The organism is Pseudomonas sp. SCT (assembly GCF_003864275.1).
Classification (GTDB): domain Bacteria; phylum Pseudomonadota; class Gammaproteobacteria; order Pseudomonadales; family Pseudomonadaceae; genus Stutzerimonas; species Stutzerimonas stutzeri_AE.
The window spans coordinates 171,404-195,505 of the sequence record NZ_BDJA01000007.1; the positions used below are offsets into that span (position 1 = coordinate 171,404).

Sequence of the window (24,102 nt, forward strand, 5' to 3'; positions counted from 1 at the left end):
GTCATAGCTTGCCCTCCAGTTCCTTGGCTTGGTTGCGGTTGAACAGGATGATCGGGATCAGCAGGATCGCCAGCATCACCACCGCCAGCGCCGAGGCCACCGGCCAGTCACGGTTGTTGAAGAACTCCTGCCAGAGCACCTTGCCGATCATCAGTGTCTCCGGGCCGCCGAGCAATTCGGGGATGACGAACTCGCCCACCACCGGGATGAACACCAGCATGCAGCCGGCGATGATGCCGTTCTTCGACAGCGGCACGGTGATCTTCCAGAAGCTGGTGAGGTTGCGCGCGCCCAGGTCGGATGCAGCCTCCAGCAGGCTCGGGTCGTGCTTAACCAGATTGGCGTAGAGCGGCAGGATCATGAACGGCAGGTAGGAATAGACCACGCCGATATACACGGCGATATCGGTGTTGAGGATCTGTAGCGGTGTGTCGATCAACCCGATGCCGAGCAGCAGGCTATTGAGCAGGCCGTTGCTGCTGAGGATGCCCATCCAGGCGTAAACGCGGATCAGGATGGCGGTCCAGGTCGGCATCATGATCAGCAGCAGGAACACCGTCTGCAGATCCTTGCGCGCCCGGGCGATCGCATAGGCCATGGGATAGCCGATCAGCAGGCAGAGCAGCGTGCTGAAGAAGGCGATCCTCAGCGAGCCCAGATACGCCGCCAGATACAACTCGTCTTCACTGAGGAAGATGTAGTTGCCGAGATTGATCAGTACCTGCAGCTGCTGGTCGGCGTAGGCGAAGATGTCGGTATATGGCGGTATCGCCACATCGGCTTCGGCGAAGCTGATCTTCAGCACGATGGCGAACGGCAGCAGGAAGAACAGGAACAGCCAGAGGAAGGGCACGCCGATGACCAGTCGGCGCCCGCTATTCAACGGCGAGCGCTTCATGCCTGCAGCACCACGCCGCTGTCATCCCACCAGTAGACGTACACCTCTTCCTCCCAGGTTGGCAGCTTCACGTGGCGCTCGGTGTTGGCCATGAAGGCCTGCAGCACACCGCCGGACGGCAGTTTGATGTAGTACACCGAATGGCCGCCAAGATAGGCGATGTCGTGGACGACGCCCTTGGCCCAGTTGTAGCCGGGGCGCTCCAGCTCCGGCAGTTCGGTGCCGATCAGCAGCTTTTCCGGGCGAATCGCGTAGGTGATCTGCTTGTCTTCGGCACGGGTGCTGATGCCGTGACCGACATAGATCGGGTTTTCCAGGCCTGGGCTGGCGATGACGGCGTGGTCGCCCATGTCTTCGATCAGCTCGCCATCGAACAGGTTGACGTTGCCGATGAACTCGCAGACCAGCCGGCTCGCCGGAGTCTCGTAAATGTCCATCGGGCTGCCGACCTGGGCAATCCAGCCCAGGTGCATGATGGCAATGCGTTCGGCCATGGTCATGGCCTCTTCCTGATCGTGGGTCACCATCACGCAGGTCACGCCGACGCGCTCGATGATCTGCACCAGCTCCAGCTGCATCTGCGAGCGCAGCTTCTTGTCCAGCGCGCCCATCGGCTCGTCGAGCAGCAGCAGCTTCGGGCGCTTGGCCAGCGAGCGCGCCAGGGCGACACGCTGGCGCTGGCCACCAGAGAGCTGATGCGGCTTGCGCTTGGCGTACTGGGTCATCTGCACCAGGCCGAGCATTTCCTTGACCCGCTCCTCGATCTCCGCCTTGGGCAGACCGTCCTGCTTGAGGCCGAAGGCGATGTTCTGCTCCACCGTCATGTGCGGGAACAGCGCGTAGGACTGGAACATCATGTTGATCGGCCGCTCGTAGGGCGGCATGTCGGTGATGTCCTGGCCATCGAGGAAGATGCGCCCCTCGGTGGGCCGCTCGAAGCCGGCGAGCATGCGCAGCAGGGTCGACTTGCCCGAGCCGGAGCCGCCGAGCAGGGCGAAGATCTCGCCCTGATGGATGCTCAGCGACACGTCATCGACCGCCACCGTTTCGTCGAACTTCTTGGTGACCCGATCGATCTTGAGCAGCACCTGCTTGTTCTTGCTCTGGCCACTGAGGGCTTTCTTGTAGGCGCTGGAGGCAACGGCCATGCGCGAACTCCCGAAATGAAAAAGGTTGGCCGGCCTGAGCCGGGTATCTAGTGGTCGTTGCAACGAGCGCGTCACCGGACGCGCCCCTCGTTCAGCCCACCCCGCTTCGTCCTGGAAGCACCGTGGACGAAATGGAACGGACTGCGGGATTCACTTGCCGGACTTCACCTTGGTCCAGGTACGCGTCATCAGCCGCTGGATCTTCGGCGGCAGCTCGGCCGAGACATACAGGCGATCCAGCACCTCCTGCGGCGGATACACCGAAGCGTCCTCGCGCACCTCTTGGTCCATCAGCTCGCCTGCCTTGAGATTGGGGTTGGCGTAACCGACATAGTCGCTCACCGCGGCGATTACTTCGGGGCGCAGCAGATAGTTGATGAACGCATGGGCTTCCTCGACGTTGCTGGCATCGGCGGGGATGGCCAGCATGTCGAACCAGAGGTTGGCACCCTCCGCAGGAATGGCGTAGGCGATCTCGATGCCCTTGCCCGCTTCCTCGGCGCGGGCCGCAGCCTGGAACACATCGCCGGAGAACCCGGCGGCGACGCAGATATTGCCATTGGCGAGATCGGAAATGTACTTGGAGGAGTGGAAATAACGCACATGCGGACGCACAGCCAGGAGCTTCTCTTCGGCCTTCTGGTAATCCGCGGCGTTCTCGCTGTTGGGGTCCAGCCCGAGGTAGTTGAGCATGGCCGGGATCATCTCATCAGCCGAGTCGAGAAAGGCGATGCCGCAGCTGGCCAGCTTTGCCGCGTTCTCCGGCTCGAAAATCACTGACCAGGAGTCGATTTCATCGACGCCAAGGGCTGCCTTGACCTTCTCGACGTTATAGCCGATGCCATTGGTGCCCCACAGGTAGGGCGCGGCATGCGCGTTGCCGGGATCGTTCTTCTGCAGTTGCTTGAGCAGTGCCGGGTCGAGGTGTTCCCAGTTCGGCAGCTTGCTCTTGTCCAATGCCTGGAACGCACCGGCACGGATCTGCTTGCCGAGGAAATGGTTGGAAGGCACCACCACGTCGTAGCCGCTGCGGCCGGCGAGCAGTTTGCCTTCGAGGGTTTCGTTGGAATCGAAGACGTCGTAGACGGGCTTGATGCCGGTCTCCTTCTCGAACTCCTCCAGCGTCGTTTCGCCGATGTAATCCGACCAGTTGTAGATGTGCACGGAGGCAGCCTGGGCGGTCGCGGCACCGGTCATGGCAGCGGCGACGAGCAGCGACTTGAGGGTCGAGCGCATGGGATGAGTCCTCTTGTTACAGGCCGCGCGTGATCCCGGCGGGAAAGGCGGGCTGTTTATTGGAAAAACCTCTGAAAATCAACAGATTTGGTGTAATTGCCGGTGCAGTGGCGGGAATGAGCGGGAAACCTGAACCGCCGCCGGACGCTTTCGCATTGCCATTCCGCGCAACGCCCGCCCCGGCACGCAACCGGGACGGTGGTGGTTGACCGGCCTCCCCTGTCGGGTACGCATGCCTGATGCGACCCGACACGAGCGGCTGAATCAACGCCCGGATTTGATCTTGGTCCAGCTGCGGGTCATGGCGCGCTGGGTCTTCGGATCGAGATCGGGGAAGGTGTAGAGCTTTTGCAGCACCGCCTGGCTCGGGTAGATGCCCTCGTCGGTACGGATGGCTTCATCCAGCAGCGGGGTGGCCGCGGCGTTGCCGTTGGGGAACTGCACGTAGTTGGTGATCGAGGCCATCACGTCCGGCTTCATCAGGTAGTTGATGAAGGCATGGGCGCTTTCGACGTTCTTGGCATCGGCTGGCACCGCCAGCATGTCGAAGAAGCTGCCGGCACCTTCTTTCGGAATCTTGTAGCCGACGTTGACACCGTTGGCCGCTTCCTCGGCGCGCGACTTGCCCTGGTAGATATCGCCGGAGTAACCGATGGCCACGCAGATGTTGCCGTTGGCCAGGTCGGAGATGTACTTGGAGGAGTGGAAGTAGGCGACATGCGGACGGATCTGCATGAACAGGTCTTCGGCCTTCTTCAGCTCGTCAGCCTTGCCGCTGTCCGGCGCATAACCCAGATAGTGCAGCGCGGCCGGCAGCATCTCGGTCGGCGAGTCGAGGAAAGCGACGCCGCAGGACTTCAGCTTCTCGATGTTTTCCGGCTTGAACACCAGATCCCAGGAGTCCACCGGTGCGTTGTCGCCCAGCACGGCCTTGACCTTGTCGACGTTGTAGCCGATGCCGATGGTGCCCCACATGTAGGGGATCGAGTACTGGTTGCCCGGGTCGCTCGGCTCCAGCGCCTTGAGCAGGTCCTTGTCGAGGTTTTCCCAGTTCGGCAGCTTGGACTTGTCCAGCTTCTGGAACACGCCAGCCTTGATCTGCTTGGCCAGGAACGGGTTGGATGGCACCACCACGTCATAACCGGAGCTGCCGGCCAGCAGCTTGGCTTCCAGCACTTCGTTGCTGTCGAAGACGTCGTAGACGACCTTGATGCCGGTTTCCTTGGTGAAGTTCTCCAGGGTGTCTTCGGCGATGTAGTCGGACCAGTTGTAGACGTGCAGTACCTTTTCCTGGGCCTGCGCAGCCCCGGCAACGGTGCCGGCCAGCGTCATGGCAAGTAGGGTCTTGGCGAAGGGATTCATCCGTGCAGCTCCTGTTGTCATCATTAATGTCGGGGCAGTGGAACAGGCCATGAACAGCGCGGCGGCCTGGGTGTGCCGGCATCGACACACCCCTTGGTAGGTCTGGCTTCCAGCACGCGCGCAGTCTGGCAAGGTCAGAGGCTTTTTTTCAACAAGCCGAACGCATAGCCGTGTGCAATCGACAACCTTAGCTCAGCTGCCGCCAACTGCCGCACGCTCAGCCCAGCGCATCCTTGGCCGTTGCATCCAGACACAGACGCACCTTGCCGATCAGCTCGTCGATCTGCTCCTCGCTAATCACCAGCGGCGGCGAGATGATCATGGTGTCGCCAACCGCGCGCATGACCAGGCCGTTGCGGAAGCAGTGCTCGCGACAGAGCATGCCTACGCCGGGGTCGGCAAAGCGTTCGCGGGTCTTCTTGTTCTTCACCAGTTCCAGCGCGCCGAGCAGGCCGACGCCACGCGCCTCACCCACCAACGGATGGTCGAGCAGCTCCTGCCAGCGAGACTGCAAATAGGGTGCCGTCTTGGTCTTCACCCGCTCGACGATCTTCTCCTCGCGCAGGATGCGGATGTTCTCCAGCGCCACCGCGGCGGCCACCGGGTGCCCCGAGTAGGTGAAGCCGTGGTAGAACTCGCCGCCTTCGTTGAGCGTCTGCACCACTTCGTCGCGCACGATGACGCCGCCCATGGGGATGTAGCCCGAAGTCAGGCCCTTGGCGATCGGCATCAGGTCCGGCTCGAGGCCGTAGTAGTCGCTGCCGAACCACTCACCGGTACGGCCGAAGCCGCAGATGACCTCGTCAGCGATGAACAGGATGTCGTAGCGCGCGAGGATTTCCTTGACCCGCGGCCAGTAGCTCTCGGGCGGGATGATCACGCCGCCGGCGCCCTGGATCGGCTCGGCGATAAAGGCGGCGACCTTGTCCTCACCAACTTCGAGGATCTTCTGCTCCAGCTGGTCGGCGATGCGCACGCCGAACTCTTCCGGGCTCATGTCGCCGCCTTCACCGAACCAGTAGGGCTGATCGATATGCTCGATGCCGGGAATCGGGCCGTCACTCTGTTCGTGCATGGCCTTCATGCCACCAAGGCTGGCGCCGGCGATGGTCGAGCCGTGGTAGCCGTTCCAGCGGCCGATGACCACCTTCTTCGCCGGCTGGCCCTTGATCGCCCAGTAATGGCGCACCATGCGCAGCACGGTGTCGTTGGCTTCCGAGCCGGAGCCGGTGAAGAACACATGATTCATCCCGGCCGGCGCGATGTCGGCGATCGCCTTGGCCAGCGCCACGGCCGGCGGATGGGCGGTCTGGAAGAACAGGTTGTAGTACGGCAGCTCGCGCATCTGCCTGGTCGCGGCCTCGACCAGCTCCTCGCGACCGTAGCCGAGGTTGACGCACCAGAGCCCGGCCATGGCGTCGAGGATCTTGTGCCCTTCGCTGTCCCACAGGTAGACGCCGGAGGCCTTGGTGATGATGCGCGTGCCTTTGGCGTTCAGCGCCTTGTAATCGGTGAACGGCGGCAGATGATGGTCGCGGCTCAGCGCTTGCCAGTGCAGGGTTTGCGAATCGCTCATCAGTCACCTCTCGATAAAGTTCGTGCATGTTCGGTGGACGAGAAAAGCGTCATCCACCCTACGACCGGTTCCGGCGGAAGCGGCCCTACACCGACAGCATCAGGAATTCACGCTCCCATGAGCTGATCACCCGGTGGTAGTTCTCCTGCTCGGCACGTTTGACCGCGACGTAGCCGGTGATGAATTTCGGGCTCAGGTATTTCTCCAGCTCGCGGCAGGTTTCCATCCGTTCCAGCGCCGCTTCCAGGGTCAGCGGCAGGCGCAGGTTGCGCCGCTCGTAACCGCGGCCCTTGACCGGCTGGCTCGGCGGCAGCTGCTCGACCATGCCGATGTAGCCGCACAGCAGGCTCGCGGCGATGGCCAGGTAAGGGTTGGCGTCGGCTCCGGCCAGGCGGTTCTCGACGCGACGGTTCTGCGGATCGGAATCCGGCACGCGCAGACCCACGGTGCGGTTCTCTTCGCCCCACTCGACGTTCACCGGCGCCGAGGTATCCGGCAGGAAGCGGCGGAACGAATTGACGTTCGGCGCGAACATCGGCAGCAGTTCGGGGATGTACTTCTGCAGGCCGCCGACGTGGTGCAGGAACAGCTGGCTCATGGAGCCGTCTTCGTTGGAGAAGATGTTGCGCCCGGTGTTGCGGTCGATGACGCTCTGGTGCAGGTGCATCGCACTGCCCGGCTCGCCGGTCATCGGCTTGGCCATGAAGGTGGCGGCGACGTTGTGCTTGAGCGCTGCCTCGCGCATGGTGCGTTTGAACACCAGGATCTGGTCGGCCAGGTGCAGCGCCTCGCCGTGACGGAAGTTGATCTCCATCTGCGCGGTGCCTTCTTCGTGGATCAGGGTATCCAGGTCCAGGCCCTGAGCCTCGCACCAGTCATACATGTCCTCGAACAGCGGGTCGAATTCGTTGGCGGCATCGATGGAGAACGACTGGCGACCCGTCTCCTGGCGGCCGGAGCGGCCGATCGGCGGCTGGAACGGCAGATCCGGGTCTTCGCAGCGCTTGGTCAGGTAGAACTCCATCTCCGGCGCGACGATGGGTTGCCAGCCGCGATCGGCGTACATCTTCAGTACGCGCTTCAAGATGTTGCGCGGCGACAGCTCGATGGGGTTACCCATCTTGTCGTAGGTGTCGTGGATCACCTGGGCGGTCGGCTCGATGGCCCAGGGCACGAGGAATACGGCGTTCGGGTCGGGCCGGCAGAACATGTCGATGTCTGCCGGGTCGAGCAGCTCGTAGTAGATGTCATCCTCGACGTAATCACCGGTCACGGTCTGCAGCAGCACGCTTTCCGGCAGGCGCATGCCCTTCTCGCCGAGGAATTTGTTGGTGGGTGAAATCTTGCCGCGGGCGATGCCGGTCAGGTCGCTGATCAGGCATTCCACTTCGGTGATCTTGTGTTCTTTCAGCCAGCCGGTGAGCTGGTCGAGCTGGATACTCATGTTGACCTCAATTTGCTGGGGAGAGCCGCCAGGGTCGGCCGTCAGCGTTGCCGGGCGCGGGCCTCGCACGCCTCGGCGAAGCCCCTGAACAGCGCCAGATAATGCGGGTGCTCGTGAACCTGCCATTCCGGATGCCACTGTACGCCGAGGGCGAAGCTGCGTGCCTGCTCGACGGAAAATGCCTCGATCAGCCCGTCCGGTGCCAAGGCTTCGATGCGCAGGCCACCGCCGAGTCGCTCGACACCCTGACCGTGCACGGAATTGACCTGGATCTGCGCCGGCAAGCCGAGTCGCTCGAGCAGGCCGCCGGGCTGCACATGCAGCGCATGGCTGAGGCCATATTGCACGTCCAGCGGATCATCGGGGCGCTCGCGGTGGTCTTGGTAAGGCCCGGCTTCGTGAACCTTCTGATGCAGGCTGCCACCAAAGGCCACGTTCATTTCCTGGAAGCCACGACAGATACCGAACACCGGAATGCCGGCCTCGACCGCGGCGCGGATCAGCGGCAGGGTGAGGCGATCGCGCAGCGGATCGTGATGGGTGCCGGCGTCGGTCGCCGGCCCGCCATAATGATGGGGTTCGACGTTCGACGGCGAGCCGGTGAACAACAGGCCGTCGAAGCTTTCCAGCAGCGTCGCCGGGTCGATCAGCTCATCCAGCGCCGGAATCACCAGCGGCACGCCGGCGATCGCTGCAGCACGCAGGTACTTGTCACCGGCGATGTGAAAGCTGTGGTGGCCGATCTGCCTGGTACAGGCGGAAACGCCGATCAGAGGCTTGCGCGACATGGGATACTCGTCGTTCGGATAAGGCATACCGGAGAGTAGTCTTGTTCATTTTTATAGACAATAGCCCGAGCATTAGCTCGGCGAGCTATAACTTCAGCGCGCTGTAGATGCCCCAAAAAAGGCCTGTTGTGGGCACTCATGGGGCGCTGGCGGGCTACTCTTGACAGTGAACCGGCTTTTCGATTGACTCCAAGACAAGCATCTGATGATTGAAATTTTTAACAATTAAGGTAATTCATCATGGCCCCGCCGCGTGCCGTTCAGCTCAACGAAGCTAACGCATTTCTCAAGGAACATCCGGAGGTTCAGTACGTCGATCTGCTGATCACCGACATGAATGGAGTCGTGCGCGGCAAGCGCATCGAGCGCGCCAGCCTGCACAAGGTGTACGAAAAAGGCATCAACCTCCCCGCTTCGCTGTTCGCCCTCGACATCAACGGCATCACCGTTGAAAGCAGCGGGCTGGGCATGGACATCGGCGACTCCGACCGCACCTGTTTCCCGATCCCCAACACGCTGTGCAAGGAGCCCTGGCAGAAGCGGCCCACCGCACAGCTGCTGATGACCATGCACGAACGTGACGGCGATCCGTTCTTCGCCGACCCGCGCGAAGTGCTGCGCCAGGTGGTGAGCAAGTTCGACGAACTCGGCCTGACCATTTGCGCCGCCTTCGAACTCGAGTTCTATCTGATCGATCAGGAGAACATCAACGGCCGCCCGCAGCCGCCACGTTCGCCGATTTCCGGCAAGCGCCCCCATTCGACCCAGGTCTACCTGATCGATGATCTCGACGAGTACGTCGACTGCCTGCAGGACATTCTCGAGGGGGCCAAGGAGCAGGGCATTCCGGCCGATGCGATCGTCAAGGAGAGCGCCCCGGCGCAGTTCGAAGTCAACCTCCACCACGTCGCCGACCCGATCAAGGCCTGCGACTACGCGGTGCTGCTCAAGCGGCTGATCAAGAACATCGCCTACGACCACGAGATGGACACAACGTTCATGGCCAAACCCTATCCGGGCCAGGCCGGTAATGGGTTGCACGTGCACATCTCGCTGCTCGACAAGAATGGCAACAATATATTCGCCACCGAGAATCCGCTGGAAAGCGCGCCATTGCGCCACGCCATCGGTGGTCTGCAGGAAACCATGGCGGCCTCGATGGCCTTCCTCTGTCCGAACGTGAACTCCTATCGTCGCTTCGGTGCGCAGTTCTACGTGCCGAATGCGCCGTGCTGGGGCATGGACAACCGCACCGTGGCGCTGCGTGTGCCGACCGACAGCCCTGACGCCGTGCGTGTCGAGCATCGCGTTGCCGGCGCCGACGCCAACCCCTATCTGATGCTGGCGAGCATTCTTGCCGGGGTGCATCACGGCCTGACCAACAAGATCGAGCCGGACGCGCCCATCGAGGGCAACTCCTACGAGCAGGTCGAGCAGAGCCTGCCGACCAACCTGCGCGACGCGCTGCGCGAGCTGGACGACAGCGAGATCATGGCGCGCTACATCAGCCCGGATTACATCGACATCTTCGTCGCCTGCAAGGAGAGCGAACTGGCCGAGTTCGAGCACTCGATCTCGGACCTGGAATACAACTGGTATCTGCACACCGTCTAGCGCCAAGCATCCGGCACGGCGGTTTGCATCCGCCGCCGTGCTGGCTTCAAATAGGCCGATGACCAAGCCCAGCCCCGCGACGCCCAGTCGCCGCCCGCGCGCCAGCAGCCAGACGCGCATTCGCCAGATTCTCGCCAGCGCCCGCGAACTGCTCGCCGAGCAGGGCGCCACGACGTTATCCGTATATGCCGTGGCCGAGCGCGCCGGCATTCCGCCTTCTTCCGTCTATCACTTCTTCTCCGGTGTGCCGGCGCTGCTCGCAGCACTGACGGCGGACGTCCACGCGACCTTCAGGGCCAGCCTCGAACAGCCCATCGATCATCAAAGCCTGACCAGCTGGCGCGACCTCTCACGACTGATCGAGCAGCGCATGCTGGCGATATACGAGCAGGACAGCGCCGCCCGCCAGCTGATCCTGGTGCAGCACGGCCTCGGCGAAGTCACCCAGACCGACCAGCGTCTGGACCTGGAACTGGGTCAGGCGATGCAGACGGTGTTCGAACGCCACTTCGCCCTGCCGCCGCTGCCGCAGGACATCGATGTCTTTGCGTTAGCCGTGGAACTCGGCGACCGCGTCTATGCTCGATCCATACAGCTGTACGGCAGCCTGACGCCGCGGATGGCCGAGGAAGGCATGCGGGTGTTCGACGCCTACCTCGGGCTGTATCTGCCGCCTTACCTGCCGAAGCGGGAGCAAGTCGAAAGCTGATCGATAAATATCGACAAATGGTCGTTATTCATCGGCGTGAAGATCATGTATGCCCTATCAATCCGGATAACTATCGAATAAATTTGCGCCTTCGATAGCCGCCGTCCCTTCAACCGCAGCCGCGAGGTTTCCATGTCCCGAGTCGTTACCGTTGCCGCCACCCAGATGGCCTGTTCCTGGGATCGCCAGGCCAACATCGCCAATGCCGACAAGCTGGTACGCGAGGCCGCCGCCAAGGGCGCGCAGATCATCCTTATTCAGGAGCTGTTCGAGACACCCTACTTCTGCCAGAAGCCGAATGCCGAGTACCTGCGGCTGGCCACGCCGGTCGAGGAAAACCCGGCCATCCAGCATTTCCAGAAGGTTGCCGCCGAGCTGCAGGTGGTGCTGCCGATCAGCTTCTTCGAGCTCGCCGGCCGCGCGCGCTTCAACTCCATCGCCATCATCGATGCCGACGGCAAGCTGCTCGGCGTCTACCGCAAGAGCCACATTCCGGACGGCCCCGGCTACCACGAGAAGTACTACTTCAACCCGGGCGATACCGGCTTCAAGGTGTGGAATACCCGCTACGCGAAGATCGGCGTGGCCATCTGCTGGGACCAATGGTTCCCCGAGACCGCCCGCAGCATGGCGCTGATGGGCGCCGAACTGCTGTTCTACCCGACCGCCATCGGCAGCGAGCCGCATGACCCGAACATCACCTCGCGCGACCACTGGCAGCGCGTGCAGCAGGGCCATGCCGGCGCCAACCTGATGCCGCTGATCGCCAGCAATCGCATCGGCCGCGAAGAGCAGGATGGCTACGACATCACCTTCTACGGCTCGTCGTTCATCGCCGACCAGTTCGGCGCCAAGGTCGAGGAAATGGACGAGACCAGCGAAGGCGTGCTGGTGCATCAGTTCGATCTGGATCAGCTCGAGCATATCCGCAGCGCCTGGGGCGTGTTCCGCGATCGCCGGCCGAACCTCTACGGCTCGATCAAGACCCTGGACGGCCAGACGCCGTCGGAATGAACGTAGGGTGGAAAACCGCGCAGCGTTTTCCACCAGGGACGCCACGTGGTGGAAAAGGCCTGCGGCCGTTTTCCACCCTACCAGGACCTCAGCCATGACCACCCTCAGCTCCACGCCCCGCCAAGACGGCTACTTCATGCCCGCCGAATGGGCACCGCACAGCCAGACCTGGATGGTCTGGCCACAGCGCCCGGACAACTGGCGAGACAACGGCAGTCCCGCGCAGGCGGCTTTCACTGCGGTCGCCAAGGCCATCGCCCGCTTCGAACCGGTCACCGTCTGCGCCAGCGCCGAGCAGTACCTCGCCGCCCGCGCGGCACTGGATGACCCACGCATCCGCGTGGTGGAAATCAGCACGGACGATGCCTGGGTGCGTGACACCGGGCCGACCTTCGTTGTCGACGACAAGGGTGGGCTGCGCGGCGTGGACTGGACGTTCAACGCCTGGGGGGGTGAAGACGGTGGTCTTTATGCCGACTGGCAGCGCGACGACGAAGTGGCGTGCAAGATCCTCGAGATCGAGTACTGCGACCGCTACCGCACCGAGGGCTTCGTGCTCGAGGGCGGCTCGATCCATGTCGACGGCCAAGGCACGCTGATCACCACCGAGGAATGCCTGCTCAATCGCAACCGCAACCCGCAGCTGACCCGCGAGCAGATCGAGGCGGTGCTACGCGAGCACCTGGCGGTCGACAGCATCATCTGGCTGCCCCACGGCCTGTTCAATGATGAAACCGACGGCCACGTCGACAACTTCTGCTGCTTCGTGCGCCCCGGTGAAGTGCTGCTGGCCTGGACCGACGATGCGAGCGACCCCAACTTCGAGCGCTGCCAGGCGGCCATGGCTGTGCTGCAGAACGCCCGCGATGCCAAGGGCCGCGCGCTGAAGGTGCACAAGATGCCAATCCCCGGCCCGCTGCACGCAACCGCCGAGGAATGCGCCGGCGTCGTCGCGCTGGATGGCAGCCAGCCGCGCGATCCATCGGTTCGCCTGGCCGGTAGCTACGTGAATTTCCTTATCGTCAACGGCGGCATCATCGCGCCGGCCTTCGGTGACCCGCTGGATGCCGAAGCCGAACGCATCCTGGCGCAGGTGTTTCCGCAGCATCAGGTGGTGATGGTGCCGGGTCGCGAGATTCTCCTCGGCGGCGGCAACATCCACTGCATCACCCAGCAGCAACCGGCGCCGCTGGCGCGCTGATCCGCGCTGCATCGAAACCCGATGCCTGCTTCAGGCACGAGGAGGTCCGATGGAGTTTCTGGTGAACCTGGATGTCGACGATCTGGAGCGGGCCGTCGACTTCTACCAGTCGGTGTTCGACCTTCGTGAGGGCCGCCGCCTCGGCAGCTTCGCGGTGGAAATGCTCGGCGGCCCGACACCGATCTATCTATTGCTCAAGGACGCGGGCAGCGCCGCAACCCCGGGAGAGGCCCAGCAGCGCAGCTACGAGCGGCACTGGACACCGATCCACCTGGATTTCGTCGTCGAAGACATCGAGGCCGCGACAGCAAGGGCTGTAGCCCACGGCGCGCGATTGGAGCAGCCGATAGCAACCAAGGCTGGGCACATGCTCGCGCTGATGGCCGATCCATTCGGCCATGGCTTCTGCCTGATGCAGTTCGTTGGTCAGGGTTACGATGAGTTGGCGATCTAAAGCGCAGACCGGGCAGCTTTCAGCCCGGTCTGGTCAGCCGTAGCTCAGCCGATAATTACCTGATTCTTGCCCAGGCGCTTGGCGGTATACATCGCCGCGTCGGCACGGGCGAATACCGTGCTCAGCTCGGGATCGCTGGCCTTGAGGTAGGTCAGGCCCAAACTGGCCGTAACCCGGAAGCGATCGCCGTTTTCGGCGGTGAACACCACGCGCTCTATTTCGCGTTGCAGGCGCTCGGCGATTTGCTCGGCCAAGTCCGGCTGACAGCCAGGCAGCACAGCGGCGAATTCCTCACCGCCGATGCGCCCGAACAGATCGCTCTGGCGCAGAACGGAGGCCCCGCAACGGGCGACTTTCTGCAGCACCTGATCGCCCATCTGGTGCCCGTGGGTGTCGTTGATGCGCTTGAAGTCATCGATATCCAGTAGCAGGAAGCCCAGGGGTGAAGCGAACTGCCGGGCGCGCTCGAATTCGGCACGGGCACACTCGAAGAAGTGCCGGCGGTTGCTGCTCTGGGTCAGCACATCGGTCGTCGCCAGGCGCTGCAACTCGCCTTCGAGCTGCTTCTTCTCGGTGATGTCCTCGGCGATGCCGACGATGATCGGCCCCTGGCCATGCTCGGCCTTGCGTCCGATGAAGCACTTGTCGCTCAGCCAGCGCAGTTGCCCGTCGCCACGAATGATGCGGTACTCACGGGTTTCCACCGCGCCCTCGTCGAGCACGGCGAGCATGCTCTTCTGGGCATATTCGACGTCGTCTGGATAGATCGCGTTGCGCCACTCGCCGTAATCGGCCAGCAACAGGGCCGGTGAACGGCCGAAGATGCGCTCATAGGCCGGGCTGACGTAGATCATCCGTTGCGCCTGCCAGTCGAAGGCCCAGAGCACCGCATTGACGCCGCCCAGCAACGTACTGAAGAGCTGCTCTCGCTCGCCCAGACGCGCTGCCTCTGCCCGCGCGTGCATCAGCGCAAGCAAAGTCTGCGCATCCCCGCCGCCCGGCAGCATTCTCATTCCCGAATCACCCTGATTGCTTGCCAGCCGCATAGCCTTCTTCCTGAAACGACCGCTGCGCAGGGCAGCGGTACTGCATAGAGTAAAGAATGCTGTTCAGAGGGGCGCCAGGCCGCAAAGTTCCGGGCGCCGCTGCGCCCGGTGCTTGAGCTGATCGAAGGTCAAACAGGGGCGACGGACGGGCGCAGCGAGTAGGTCCGCAGATGTTCGGCAAATTCGCGCAGCGACTGGATGCCGCTGGCTTCGGCCTCGGTGACCCACTGTTTGATGGCGGCAAGCATGTCGTGGCTGTTGGAGCTGGTTCGCGTCCAGATCTGCTGCAGTGCCAGGCGCTTTTCGTAGATCACCTTGAGTGCCTGACTTTGCTCCAGCATGACGTCGATATGCGCCTGTTGCTCCTCCTGCAGCAGGCTTGGCTCGCGCGATAGCAGGCGCTTGGCGCGACGCAACTGGTGACGCAGGGTGGCGTCGGCACGGCCGATTTCCTGGCGCACCAGAGGCAGGATGACCAACTTGCGGTACTGCGCCATGATCTGGAAGCGGTTGTTGAGGATTGCCATGGCGCTGTCCATATCCAGCAGCTGCTTGCCTTCGATGCGGTGAGCGATGGGTGCGGTGCGGTTCACCTTGGCCAGCCCGAACAGGCTGAACAGACGTATCCAGGCCCAGCCCATGTCGAACTCCCACTTGCGTACCGATAGCTTGGCGGAGTTGGGATAGGTGTGGTGATTGTTGTGCAGCTCTTCGCCGCCAATGATGATGCCCCAGGGCACCAGATTGGTCGCCGCGTCGCGACACTCGAAGTTGCGGTAGCCGACCGCGTGACCGAGGCCATTGACCACACCGGCGGCCCAGAACGGAATCCAGATCATCTGCACGGCCCAGATGCTCAGGCCGACGACGCCGAACAGTGCCAGATCGATCAGCAGCATCAGCACGATGCCGGCATTGGGAAAGCGCGAATACAGGTTGCGCTCGATCCAGTCGTCCGGGCAGTTCTTACCGTAGATACGCAGCGTCTCCTCGTTCTTCGCCTCCTCCATGTACAGCTCGGCGCCTTTGCGCACCACCGTACTCAAACCCTTGTGAACAGGGCTGTGAGGGTCATCCGGGGTTTCGCATTTGGCGTGGTGTTTGCGGTGGATGGCGGTCCATTCGCGAGTGTTCATCGCCGTGGTCAGCCACAGCCAGAAGCGGAAGAAGTGCTTGAGCGCTGAATGCAGCTCGAGCGAGCGATGCGCCGAATAGCGATGCAGGTAAACCGTGACGCTGACGATGGTGACGTGAGTCAGCAACAGCGTGGTCGCGATGAGCTGCCAGACGGAAAGGTCGAGTAAACCGGTGTGCCACATAGTATCGGGTGCCTCTTGAATAGGTGTGCGGCAACGAGGCTTTCGCCAGCGTGAGCCTTCCTGCAGCCTAACATCACCCCGTGGGGAGTCTAGAAACTCGGCTGACCGACCGTCTAAAAGCTGGTGATTTTTTAGCCAGATTCGGCTGAAATCTCTACGTTTTTCAGACCTGAGTTTGCATCGAATTCACATCATGTCAGCAAGACTCGCTATCGACTGTGCTGGCATAGCGCTATCATCGTTTTCTTTTCGCTTTGGAAAGTTGTGGCTCATGCAAACGTCGTGCGTCGGGTACCGCTCTGCGCAGCCTCAATGCAGCGTACTGCCAGGCCACGTCGAGCGCTGCATTTCAGGCTATGGCCGGCCCGCTGATGAGTAACGTCGGCATCTCGACCCCCCACCGGATCTTCGCTCTTGGCAGCCTGCTACTGGTGCTGCTGTTTGGCGGTCTGGCCTTCAATGATTTTCGCGCCCGCGACGCGGCTTGGCATCTGGAAATCGAAAACCATGGTGAGCTGCAGAGCATGGCGCTGCAGAGTGCGCAGGTAAGTCAGCGTCGACAGGCCGATATGGTCGCCGCAGCCTTGGCCGGAAATGCCGAACTCCTGCGCCATGTTCGTCAGATCGATACTGCCCTGCGCGATGGACTGACGCTGGACGATCCGCAAGTCCAATTGCTGCGCCAGCGGCTGCGCACGACGCTGACACCGGCCTGGAGCGCCATGCAGCGCCACCAGGCCCTGCAGCTGCAGGTTTTCTGGGGCGAAGCCGGAATTGCTCTGCTGCGCATGCAGCAACCGGAACGTTTCGGCGATGCTGCCGCAACGCAGCGGCCGTTGCTGCAGCGTGTGCTCGACGAGGGTGTCGGGCAGTTCGGCATGGAGGTGGACGACCGGGGCGTCAGCAGTCGCGCCATCATTGCGCTGCGGGCAGCAGATGATCCTTCCAGCGACGTCATTGGCGCCCTGGAGGTTGGCTATAACGTGCTTCCGGAGTTGCCTGATCTCAGCGATCAACTCGCCGCTGGGTTGGCCTTGATCGTCAATCGCGATGCCGTGCATGCCGCTCAGCGTACGCCGCCCAGTGGCGTCCAGATGAGCGGTGACGGGCGCTGGCTGCTGATCGGTCACTCGGCGACGCAGATCCTGCACTGGTCACAGACGGGCATGCTGCCGGAGCCGGAAAGCGGCCCGGCCTCGCGCTTGCTCAGCGCTGACGGGCGCACTTACATGCTCAACCAGATTCCGCTTCACGGTGAGCGTCAGGCCGCGCCATCGCGGCCACTGCTGGCGGCGGCGCTGGTCTGGCGTGATATCAGCGCCATGCAGCGTGAACATCAGCAGGCCGAGCGTCGGCTGTTGATCAAATGGGGCCTGGCCTGGCTGGTCGTCGAAGCGCTGTTGCTAATGCTGGCGTTCCTGCTGCAGCGACGGGCCAGCGTGCAGCAGCAGTATCAGTTCGCTCAACAGCAGCAAGGCCGTCGGCGCCAGCGGCTGTTGGATCGGGCGCAGAAGATTGCCAGCCTGCTGCCAGGCGTGGTGTTTCAGCTCAAGCGCTTCCCCAGTGGTCGCTACGCCTTCCTATACGCCAGCGAAGGTGCGCGGGAGCTATACGGTATCGACCCGCAGCGGTTGCTCGAGGATGCGCCCCAAGCGCTGGCTCATGTTCATCCCGATGACCTGCCTCGCCTGAAGGTCACATTGCTGCGCTTGGCAGCCGACCCGGGAACCGGCGCGGTCGAATTTCGCATTCAGCATCCGCAGCGCGGCCTGCTCTGGGCCGAAGGCCGTGCGACGGCCGAACGGCTGCCCGACGGAACGGTGCTGTGGCATGGCTTCGTCACCGAAATTACGGAGCTGATGGAGGCAACCCGTGCGCTGCAGAAGAGCGAGAGCCGCTTCCGCGCCATGGTTGGCAACCTGCCGGGCGTGGTCTACCGCTGTCGCAACGATGGTCGCCGGCGCATGAGCTACCTCAGCGACGGCATCGAACGCCTTACCGGCTACCCGGCCAGCGATTTCGTCGGCGACCGCGTGCGCAGCTTCGCCAGCCTGATCCACGCCGACGACTTGCCGCTGGCCCGACAACATCCCGAGCAGGATACGTTCGAGAGTATCTACCGGCTCACCAACGCCGAGGGCCGCACCGTGTATGTGCGCGAGAAAGCCCGCGTGCTGTACGAGCGCGACGACCCGGTCGGCTGGTGCGACGGCTTCATCTGGGACGTCACCGACCAGGCATTGGCCAAGGAGGAGATGCTGCAGCGCGAGCGTTACCTGAGCATGCTGATCGACAACGTGATCGACGCCATCATCATCATCGACGCGCGCGGTGTCATCGAGACCTTCAACCACGCCGCCGAGCAGATTTTCGGCTACAGCAGCGAGGAAATGATCGGTCGCAACCTGTCGATGCTCATGCCCGAACCCGACCGCGGGGCCCATGACGGCTATCTCGAGGCCTACGATCGCCGCGGCGTTTCCCACGCACTGGAACAGAACCGCGAGCTCACCGCCCTGCGCCGCACCGGCGAAACCTTCACCATCGAGCTGCGGGTTTCGCAGATCAGCCACCACGGCGAGCGCAAGTTCATCGGGCTGGTGCGCGACATCACCGAGCGCAAACGCATCGAGCGGATGAAAAGCGAGCTGGTGTCCATCGTCAGTCATGAGCTGCGCACGCCATTGACCTCGATTTCCGGTGCGCTCGGTCTGATCGTCGGTGGCGCCTTGGGCGAGCCATCGCCCGCCATGCTGCAGATGCTGAGCATCGCCCATCAGAACAGCCAGCGCCTGGGCCGTTTGGTGGACGACCTGCTGGACATGGACAAGCTCGTCGCCGGCAAGATGACGCTCGAGCTGCGCGAGCATTCGGTGGCATCACAGCTGCAGCTGGCTATGGGGGCCAATCATGCGTATGCGGCCACGCTCGGCGTGTACTTGGAGCTGCTGCCAATGCCCGAGCTGCAGCTGATAGCAGACGACGACCGGTTACAGCAGGTACTGGCCAATCTCATCTCCAATGCGGTCAAATTCTCGCCTGAAGGCGGCACCGTCTCGCTCGGCGCGCAATGCCGCGGCGACTGGGTGCGGATCAGCGTGCGTGATCAGGGCCCGGGCATCGCGCCCGAATTCCACACACGGATATTCCAGAAGTTTTCCCAGGCCGACTCGTCTGATACGCGGCAGAAAGGCGGTACCGGGCTAGGCCTGGCCATCAGCAAGGAGCTGATCGAACACATGCATGGCCACATCGGCTTCGATTCCGAACCCGGCCATGGCGCCTGTTTCTGGTGTGAGCTACCGCTCGCGTCGGCGGCCAGCGAACAACCCTGATGCTTCCGTTGTTGCGGACGCGCATGCAAACCGACCCACGGAGACACAATGGCCGAGCTCAGGCGCATCCTTCACGTTGAAGACGACCCATCGATTCAGGCGGTGACCAAACTCGCCCTGGAAGCTATTGGCGGTTACCAGGTGCTGTCCTGCTCCTCCGGCGCACAGGCGCTGGAAGAGGTCGAAGCCTTCGCCCCCGATTTCATCCTGCTGGACGTGATGATGCCGGGTATGGATGGCCCGCAGACGCTGCTCAAGCTGCGTGAACGGATCGACCTCGAGCAGATTCCGGTAACATTCATGACGGCCAAGGTTCAGCCGAGTGAGATCGAGCATCTGCGCAAGCTCGGTGCGCGCGACGTGATCGTCAAGCCATTCGATCCGATGCTGCTGGCCGAGCAGATTCGCAGCATCTGGCTTGCTGGCCGATACTAGCCAGACGCCGATGTCCAGTCGCGACTCGCCGTCCGACCTGGCCAACATTCACTGAACCAGCAAGGCACCGACGATGGAGTCACCGCAAGCAAGCCCGGCGTCGACGCCATTCTCCGCCCAGCCCCGCGAGCTTTCGCGCCTGGCGGCATTGCTGCGCTACGAAATCCTCGATACGCCCGAAGAGAGCATTTTCGACGATTTCACCGAGCTGGCTGCGCAGATATGCGACACGCCCATTGCGCTGATCTCGCTGGTCGACGACCGGCGCCAGTGGTTCAAGAGTCGCGTCGGCCTGGATGTCTGCGAAACCCCACGGGAGATTTCCTTCTGTACCCACACCATCCTCGGTGAGGCGATCTTCGAGGTCCCGGATACGCTGCAGGACGCACGGTTCAGCGCTAACCCACTGGTCATCGGCGACCCGAAAATTCGTTTTTATGCCGGGGCACCGCTGACCTCGCCGGACGGTTACAACCTCGGCACGCTTTGTGTGATCGACCGTCGCCCAAGACAGCTTAGTGCGGGGCAACGCGAAACGCTTGAGCGTCTGGCCCGCCAGGTCATTCGGTTGTTCGAGCAGCACTTACTGGCGCACCGTCATGCCGAGCAGGCAGCCCTGCAGCAGGCCATTTTCGACAGCGCATCCAGCGCCGTGCTGGTGACGCGCCCGGACGGCGTCATCACCAGTGTCAACCCCACTGCAGAGCGCCTGCTCGGCTACAGCGAACAGGCGCTGGTCGGCCATCCGCTGACCGTAGCGCTGTTCAACCCGGAAACCCTGCAGCGCCGCGCAGCAATCCTTTCCAGCGAACTGCAGGTGCCGATCACGGCCGATTTCGCCGTGCTCGCCGCTCCGCTTCACCGCGGCCGGCGGGAGATGTCCGAGTGGCGGCTGCGTCATCGCAACGGCGCCGAGGTGCCTGTGCTGCTCGGTGTTTCCGCGATTCATGACGAGCAGGAGCTGCTGCGTGGCTATCTGGTCAATGCGTACGATCTGGCCTATCAGGAGCAATTGCAGCTGCGCCTGCAGCAGATCGCCGCGCAGGTGCCGGGTATGCTCTTCCAGTTCCACTGGCGCCCCGATGGGGCGGCCTGCTTTCCCTATGTCAGCGAAGGCGTCGAGCAGATCTACGGGCTTAGCCCAGGGCAGCTGGCCGGCAGCTTTGCGCCGATTGTCGGACGTGTACACGCGCTTGATCGAAGTGCCCTGCTGGTCAGCATCCGCAAGGCCGCGACCGGGTTGTCGCCTTGGCATATCGAGCATCGCGTCAATCATCCGCGCAAAGGGCTGATCTGGGTCGAAGCCCGCGCGACGCCCCTGCGTCAGGTCGATGGCTCGGTGCTCTGGCACGGCTTCGTTACCGACATCACCGAGCGCAAGGCCGAACAGCTGGAGCTGGACAAGCAACAGGAAATGAACCGCCGCCTGCTCGAAGCATTGAGCGAGGCCGTCATCGCCTGCGACGCCGACGGCAATCTGACCCTGTTCAATGAGAAGGCCAAGCAGTGGCATGGCGCCGATGCCGAGGCTGGGTCGCCCAATGACTGGGCTACACGCTATCAGCTGTACAAGGCCGACGGCATCACACCACTGCAGCCCGAGGAGATTCCGCTACACCGCGCCCTGCAAGGCGAGCATGTCATCGATCACGAAATGGTGCTGCTGGCGCTCGGCACGCCGCGACATGTGCTGTCCAACGCCGACCCGCTGTACACCTCCGATGGTCAGCCCTTGGGCGCAGTCGCCGTGTTGCACGACATCACCGAGCGCAAACGCATCGAACGGCTGCAGCGCGAATTCATTTCCACCGTCAGCCACGAGCTGCGCACGCCGCTGACCTCCATCACCGGTGCGCTGGCGTTGATCTGCTCCAACGTCATGGGCGAAGTGCCGGAATCGATGCACGAACTGCTGGAGATCGCGCAGCAGAACAGCCAGCGCCTGAGCGCGCTGATCGACGACCTGCTGGACATGGACAAGCTGCACGCCGGCAAGATGCGCTTCGATCTGATCGAGCAGCCGCTACAGGACCAGCTCGAACTGGCTCTGCGTAGCAACCGCAGTTATGCGGACCGCCATGACGTGCAGCTGCATCTGGGTGAGTGTCCGGCGGTGCTGGTAAAAGTCGATGCCATGCGTCTGCAGCAGGTGCTGAGCAACCTGCTGTCCAACGCCGCGAAGTTTTCCCCTGCCGGTGAACGGGTCGAGCTATCGGCCATGATGGGTGACGGACGGGTGCGGGTAAGCGTCCGAGACCAGGGGCCGGGGATCGCTGACGATTTCCGCGAGCGAGTATTTCAGAAGTTCGCCCAGGCCGACTCGTCCGATAGCCGCCAGCAAGGCGGGACGGGCCTGGGCCTGGCGATCAGCAAGGAGCTGATCGAACACATGGATGGGCAGATCGGTTTTGATTCCGAGCCCGGCCATGGTGCCTGCTTCTGGTTCGAATTGCCCAGTGAAGGGCAGGCCAAGGAGAGTCCGAGATGAAACAGCTCAAGCGCATTCTGCACGTTGAAGACGTACCGTCCATTCAGGTAGTGACGCGCATTGCCCTGGAGAAGATCGGCGGCTTCGAGGTGCTCAGCTGCCCGTCCGGCCAGGCGGCCCTCGATCAGGTGCAGGACTTTGCACCGGATCTGATTCTGCTCGATGTGATGCTGCCGCAGATGGATGGCATCGAGCTGGTACGCCAGCTCGCCCATCTCGTCGATCTGCAGCAGACCCCCGTGGTGTTCCTCACCGGCCACTTGCAGCCAGAGCGATTGCAGGAGCTGCGCCAGCTCGGCGTACGTCAGGTGTTGGGCAAGCCGTTCGATCCGCTGCAACTGGCTGCGCAGCTGCAGCAGGTGTGGGAAGCCGAGCATGGATGATCGGGCACGTCTCGCGCTGCAGGAGCAGCTCGAGCAACTCGAACAGCAGTTCGGCGAGCGGCTGCAGGCCGACCTGGCCGATCTCTGCGCGCTGGCCAGCGACTTGCAGCAGACCCGTGCGACGGCAAGTCGCCGGCAGGTGATGCTGAACATCCGTGAGCGCCTGCATCGCCTCGCCGGAGCTGCCGGTACCTTTGGTTTCGCCAAGCTCGGCGAGGGTGCCAGGCAGCTCGAGCAACGTGCCGATCGCTGGCTTGACTCGACTAAGCCCGGCACGCGCGCAGCGGAGGCCTTTGCGCGCACGCTGCAGCAGTTGGCCAGCGAAACACCCGGCCAGGAGCGCGAGGGCACCGCGGAATTACCGGAGCATCACGACGAGCCAGCACCCGGCTGTCGCATCTACCTGATGAAGGCCGATCCGGTCGCGGGCGCCAGCATGGCGGTGACCCTGCGCAATTTCGGTTATCTGGTCAGCCAGTGGCCCAATTTCGCCGCACTGGAAAAAGCCGTGGCCGATGAGCTGCCCGACGCACTGATCGTCAGCGTGGAACACGATAGCGAGTTCGAGGCGCTGGCTGCTCTGCAGCAGGGCCTCGAACAGCCACTGCCGCTGCTGGTCATTCACGATCGTGCCGATTTCGCCAACCAGCTGGCCGCCGTACGCGCCGGTGCCCAGGGCTTCTTCGTTCGCCCGCTGGATATCACCCAACTGGAGAACAGCCTGGAGCGTTGTCTCGATCGGCAGCAGGGCGAGCCCTTCCGCGTGCTGATCGTCGATGATGACGTCGAGCTGGCGACACGCTACAGCCTGGTGCTGCGCAACGCGCAGATGCAGGTGCAGATCCTCTCCGAACCGACCCACGTGCTGGACACCATGCGCAGCTTCAACCCCGAGGTACTGCTGCTGGACGTCAATATGCCGGACTGTTCGGGGCCGGAGCTGGCGCAGATGATCCGTCTGCACGACGAATGGCTGCGGGTGACCATCATCTACCTTTCCGCCGAGACCGATGCTCATCGGCAGATGGCAGCGCTGCTCAAGGCTGGCGACGATTTCATCACCAAGCCGATCAGTGATAACGCGTTGGTTGCGGCAGTGTATTCGCACTCCCAGCGCGCCCGCTCGCTGAGCACAGCGTTGGCGCGCGACAGCCTGACCGGCCTGCTCAAGCACGCCGATATCAAGGAACAGCTGGCACTGGAGGTACAGCGCGCCACGCGCAGCGGCAAACCCGCAAGCGTGGTGATGCTCGATCTCGACCACTTCAAGGGCGTCAACGACACTTACGGGCACGCCGCCGGCGACAACGTCATCCGCGCCCTGGCCAACCTGTTGCGCCAGCGCTTGCGGCGCATCGACAGCCTTGGCCGTTACGGCGGAGAGGAATTCGTCGCGGTGTTGCCCGAATGTTCGGCGTTGCAAGCCAGGCGCATATTCGACGAGATTCGCGTGCGATTCGCCGCGCTGAACTTCAAAGCCGGCGACAGCGATGAGTTTCGCGTGAGCTTTAGCGCTGGCATCTGCGAAACCGACGGTCACACCGCTTCCGGCGTTCTCCTTGAGCGTGCCGATCAGGCCCTTTACGCAGCCAAGCACAACGGCCGCAATCAGGTGCAGATCGCCCAGCGCTGAGCGCCGTTACCCTTCGGCG

Annotated in this window: 19 protein-coding genes; 10 read left to right on the top strand and 9 right to left on the bottom strand. The window is 62.9% G+C overall.

Annotated elements, in window-relative coordinates; all coding sequences use genetic code 11:
* Window position 1: 1 nt before the first annotated feature.
* The 7 genes from BHD08_RS17990 to BHD08_RS18025 form a co-directional block, all read right to left on the bottom strand.
* A complete protein-coding gene (locus BHD08_RS17990; RefSeq protein WP_125023962.1) occupies window positions 2-898 on the bottom strand; it encodes an ABC transporter permease subunit in 897 nt (298 codons plus the stop codon).
* On the bottom strand, window positions 895-2,046 hold the full coding sequence (gene potA, locus BHD08_RS17995; protein WP_015278905.1) for a polyamine ABC transporter ATP-binding protein: 1,152 nt from the start codon (window positions 2,044-2,046) through the stop codon (window positions 895-897). The genes BHD08_RS17990 and potA overlap by 4 nt, the downstream gene beginning before the upstream one ends.
* A 150-nt stretch (window positions 2,047-2,196) precedes the next feature.
* Complete coding sequence (locus tag BHD08_RS18000) at window positions 2,197-3,282, bottom strand: polyamine ABC transporter substrate-binding protein (protein WP_015278906.1); 1,086 nt, start codon at window positions 3,280-3,282, stop codon at window positions 2,197-2,199.
* Between the two features lie 264 nt (window positions 3,283-3,546).
* Window positions 3,547-4,644 carry a polyamine ABC transporter substrate-binding protein gene (locus BHD08_RS18010; protein ID WP_015278907.1) on the bottom strand — a complete coding sequence of 366 codons (1,098 nt, stop codon included), beginning with the start codon at window positions 4,642-4,644 and terminating at the stop codon, window positions 3,547-3,549.
* A 217-nt stretch (window positions 4,645-4,861) separates the two neighbouring features.
* Window positions 4,862-6,220, bottom strand: a complete 1,359-nt coding sequence (locus tag BHD08_RS18015) for an aspartate aminotransferase family protein (protein WP_125023965.1) — start codon at window positions 6,218-6,220, stop codon at window positions 4,862-4,864.
* Window positions 6,221-6,305: 85 nt separating this feature from the next.
* A complete protein-coding gene (locus BHD08_RS18020; RefSeq protein ID WP_015278909.1) occupies window positions 6,306-7,664 on the bottom strand; it encodes a glutamine synthetase family protein in 1,359 nt (452 codons plus the stop codon).
* Between the two features lie 41 nt (window positions 7,665-7,705).
* On the bottom strand, window positions 7,706-8,452 hold the full coding sequence (locus BHD08_RS18025) for a gamma-glutamyl-gamma-aminobutyrate hydrolase family protein (protein ID WP_125023967.1): 747 nt from the start codon (window positions 8,450-8,452) through the stop codon (window positions 7,706-7,708).
* Between the two features lie 237 nt (window positions 8,453-8,689).
* On the opposite strand from BHD08_RS18025, the gene BHD08_RS18030 reads away from it, so the two are divergent.
* From BHD08_RS18030 to BHD08_RS18050, 5 genes are all read left to right on the top strand, one after another.
* Window positions 8,690-10,066, top strand: a complete 1,377-nt coding sequence (locus tag BHD08_RS18030) for a glutamine synthetase family protein (RefSeq protein ID WP_085990603.1) — start codon at window positions 8,690-8,692, stop codon at window positions 10,064-10,066.
* 58 nt (window positions 10,067-10,124) lie between these two features.
* Entirely contained in the window at window positions 10,125-10,775 is a 651-nt protein-coding gene (locus BHD08_RS18035) for a TetR/AcrR family transcriptional regulator (RefSeq protein ID WP_015278912.1), read from the top strand.
* Window positions 10,776-10,907: 132 nt separating this feature from the next.
* Window positions 10,908-11,789 (top strand): N-carbamoylputrescine amidase, encoded by an 882-nt coding sequence (gene aguB / locus BHD08_RS18040; RefSeq protein WP_125023969.1) that lies wholly within the window; start codon window positions 10,908-10,910, stop codon window positions 11,787-11,789.
* A gap of 94 nt (window positions 11,790-11,883) precedes the next feature.
* Window positions 11,884-12,990 (top strand): agmatine deiminase, encoded by a 1,107-nt coding sequence (aguA, locus tag BHD08_RS18045; RefSeq protein ID WP_125023971.1) that lies wholly within the window; start codon window positions 11,884-11,886, stop codon window positions 12,988-12,990.
* 49 nt (window positions 12,991-13,039) lie between these two features.
* Window positions 13,040-13,444 carry a VOC family protein gene (locus BHD08_RS18050; RefSeq protein WP_125023973.1) on the top strand — a complete coding sequence of 135 codons (405 nt, stop codon included), beginning with the start codon at window positions 13,040-13,042 and terminating at the stop codon, window positions 13,442-13,444.
* Between the two features lie 44 nt (window positions 13,445-13,488).
* Here the strand turns inward: BHD08_RS18050 and BHD08_RS18055 are convergent, their stop codons facing one another.
* Complete coding sequence (locus tag BHD08_RS18055) at window positions 13,489-14,490, bottom strand: sensor domain-containing diguanylate cyclase (protein WP_058063266.1); 1,002 nt, start codon at window positions 14,488-14,490, stop codon at window positions 13,489-13,491.
* Between the two features lie 128 nt (window positions 14,491-14,618).
* On the bottom strand, window positions 14,619-15,809 hold the full coding sequence (desA, locus tag BHD08_RS18060) for a delta-9 fatty acid desaturase DesA (protein ID WP_125023975.1): 1,191 nt from the start codon (window positions 15,807-15,809) through the stop codon (window positions 14,619-14,621).
* Between the two features lie 356 nt (window positions 15,810-16,165).
* On the opposite strand from desA, the gene BHD08_RS18065 reads away from it, so the two are divergent.
* The 5 genes from BHD08_RS18065 (at window position 16,166) to BHD08_RS18085 (ending at window position 24,083) form a co-directional block, all read left to right on the top strand.
* Window positions 16,166-19,144: a PAS domain S-box protein gene (locus tag BHD08_RS18065; protein ID WP_125023977.1), complete on the top strand. Its 2,979-nt coding sequence runs from the start codon at window positions 16,166-16,168 to the stop codon at window positions 19,142-19,144.
* A 48-nt stretch (window positions 19,145-19,192) separates the two neighbouring features.
* Window positions 19,193-19,579: a response regulator gene (locus tag BHD08_RS18070; RefSeq protein ID WP_058063269.1), complete on the top strand. Its 387-nt coding sequence runs from the start codon at window positions 19,193-19,195 to the stop codon at window positions 19,577-19,579.
* Between the two features lie 73 nt (window positions 19,580-19,652).
* Complete coding sequence (locus BHD08_RS18075) at window positions 19,653-22,067, top strand: PAS domain S-box protein (protein WP_125023979.1); 2,415 nt, start codon at window positions 19,653-19,655, stop codon at window positions 22,065-22,067.
* On the top strand, window positions 22,064-22,450 hold the full coding sequence (locus BHD08_RS18080) for a response regulator (protein WP_125023981.1): 387 nt from the start codon (window positions 22,064-22,066) through the stop codon (window positions 22,448-22,450). Before BHD08_RS18075 ends, BHD08_RS18080 begins: the two co-directional genes overlap by 4 nt.
* Window positions 22,443-24,083 (top strand): diguanylate cyclase, encoded by a 1,641-nt coding sequence (locus tag BHD08_RS18085; RefSeq protein ID WP_125023983.1) that lies wholly within the window; start codon window positions 22,443-22,445, stop codon window positions 24,081-24,083. Before BHD08_RS18080 ends, BHD08_RS18085 begins: the two co-directional genes overlap by 8 nt.
* Window positions 24,084-24,102 lie beyond the last annotated feature (19 nt).

Coding starts and splice junctions, on each gene's coding strand:
- BHD08_RS17990 (WP_125023962.1), bottom strand. CDS start 898: ATGAAGCGCTCGCCGTTGAATAGCGGGCGCCGACTGGTCATCGGCGTG.
- potA (WP_015278905.1), bottom strand. CDS start 2,046: ATGGCCGTTGCCTCCAGCGCCTACAAGAAAGCCCTCAGTGGCCAGAGC.
- BHD08_RS18000 (WP_015278906.1), bottom strand. CDS start 3,282: ATGCGCTCGACCCTCAAGTCGCTGCTCGTCGCCGCTGCCATGACCGGT.
- BHD08_RS18010 (WP_015278907.1), bottom strand. CDS start 4,644: ATGAATCCCTTCGCCAAGACCCTACTTGCCATGACGCTGGCCGGCACC.
- BHD08_RS18015 (WP_125023965.1), bottom strand. CDS start 6,220: ATGAGCGATTCGCAAACCCTGCACTGGCAAGCGCTGAGCCGCGACCAT.
- BHD08_RS18020 (WP_015278909.1), bottom strand. CDS start 7,664: ATGAGTATCCAGCTCGACCAGCTCACCGGCTGGCTGAAAGAACACAAG.
- BHD08_RS18025 (WP_125023967.1), bottom strand. CDS start 8,452: ATGTCGCGCAAGCCTCTGATCGGCGTTTCCGCCTGTACCAGGCAGATC.
- BHD08_RS18035 (WP_015278912.1), top strand. CDS start 10,125: ATGACCAAGCCCAGCCCCGCGACGCCCAGTCGCCGCCCGCGCGCCAGC.
- aguB (WP_125023969.1), top strand. CDS start 10,908: ATGTCCCGAGTCGTTACCGTTGCCGCCACCCAGATGGCCTGTTCCTGG.
- aguA (WP_125023971.1), top strand. CDS start 11,884: ATGACCACCCTCAGCTCCACGCCCCGCCAAGACGGCTACTTCATGCCC.
- BHD08_RS18050 (WP_125023973.1), top strand. CDS start 13,040: ATGGAGTTTCTGGTGAACCTGGATGTCGACGATCTGGAGCGGGCCGTC.
- BHD08_RS18055 (WP_058063266.1), bottom strand. CDS start 14,490: ATGCGGCTGGCAAGCAATCAGGGTGATTCGGGAATGAGAATGCTGCCG.
- desA (WP_125023975.1), bottom strand. CDS start 15,809: ATGTGGCACACCGGTTTACTCGACCTTTCCGTCTGGCAGCTCATCGCG.
- BHD08_RS18065 (WP_125023977.1), top strand. CDS start 16,166: ATGGCCGGCCCGCTGATGAGTAACGTCGGCATCTCGACCCCCCACCGG.
- BHD08_RS18070 (WP_058063269.1), top strand. CDS start 19,193: ATGGCCGAGCTCAGGCGCATCCTTCACGTTGAAGACGACCCATCGATT.
- BHD08_RS18075 (WP_125023979.1), top strand. CDS start 19,653: ATGGAGTCACCGCAAGCAAGCCCGGCGTCGACGCCATTCTCCGCCCAG.
- BHD08_RS18080 (WP_125023981.1), top strand. CDS start 22,064: ATGAAACAGCTCAAGCGCATTCTGCACGTTGAAGACGTACCGTCCATT.
- BHD08_RS18085 (WP_125023983.1), top strand. CDS start 22,443: ATGGATGATCGGGCACGTCTCGCGCTGCAGGAGCAGCTCGAGCAACTC.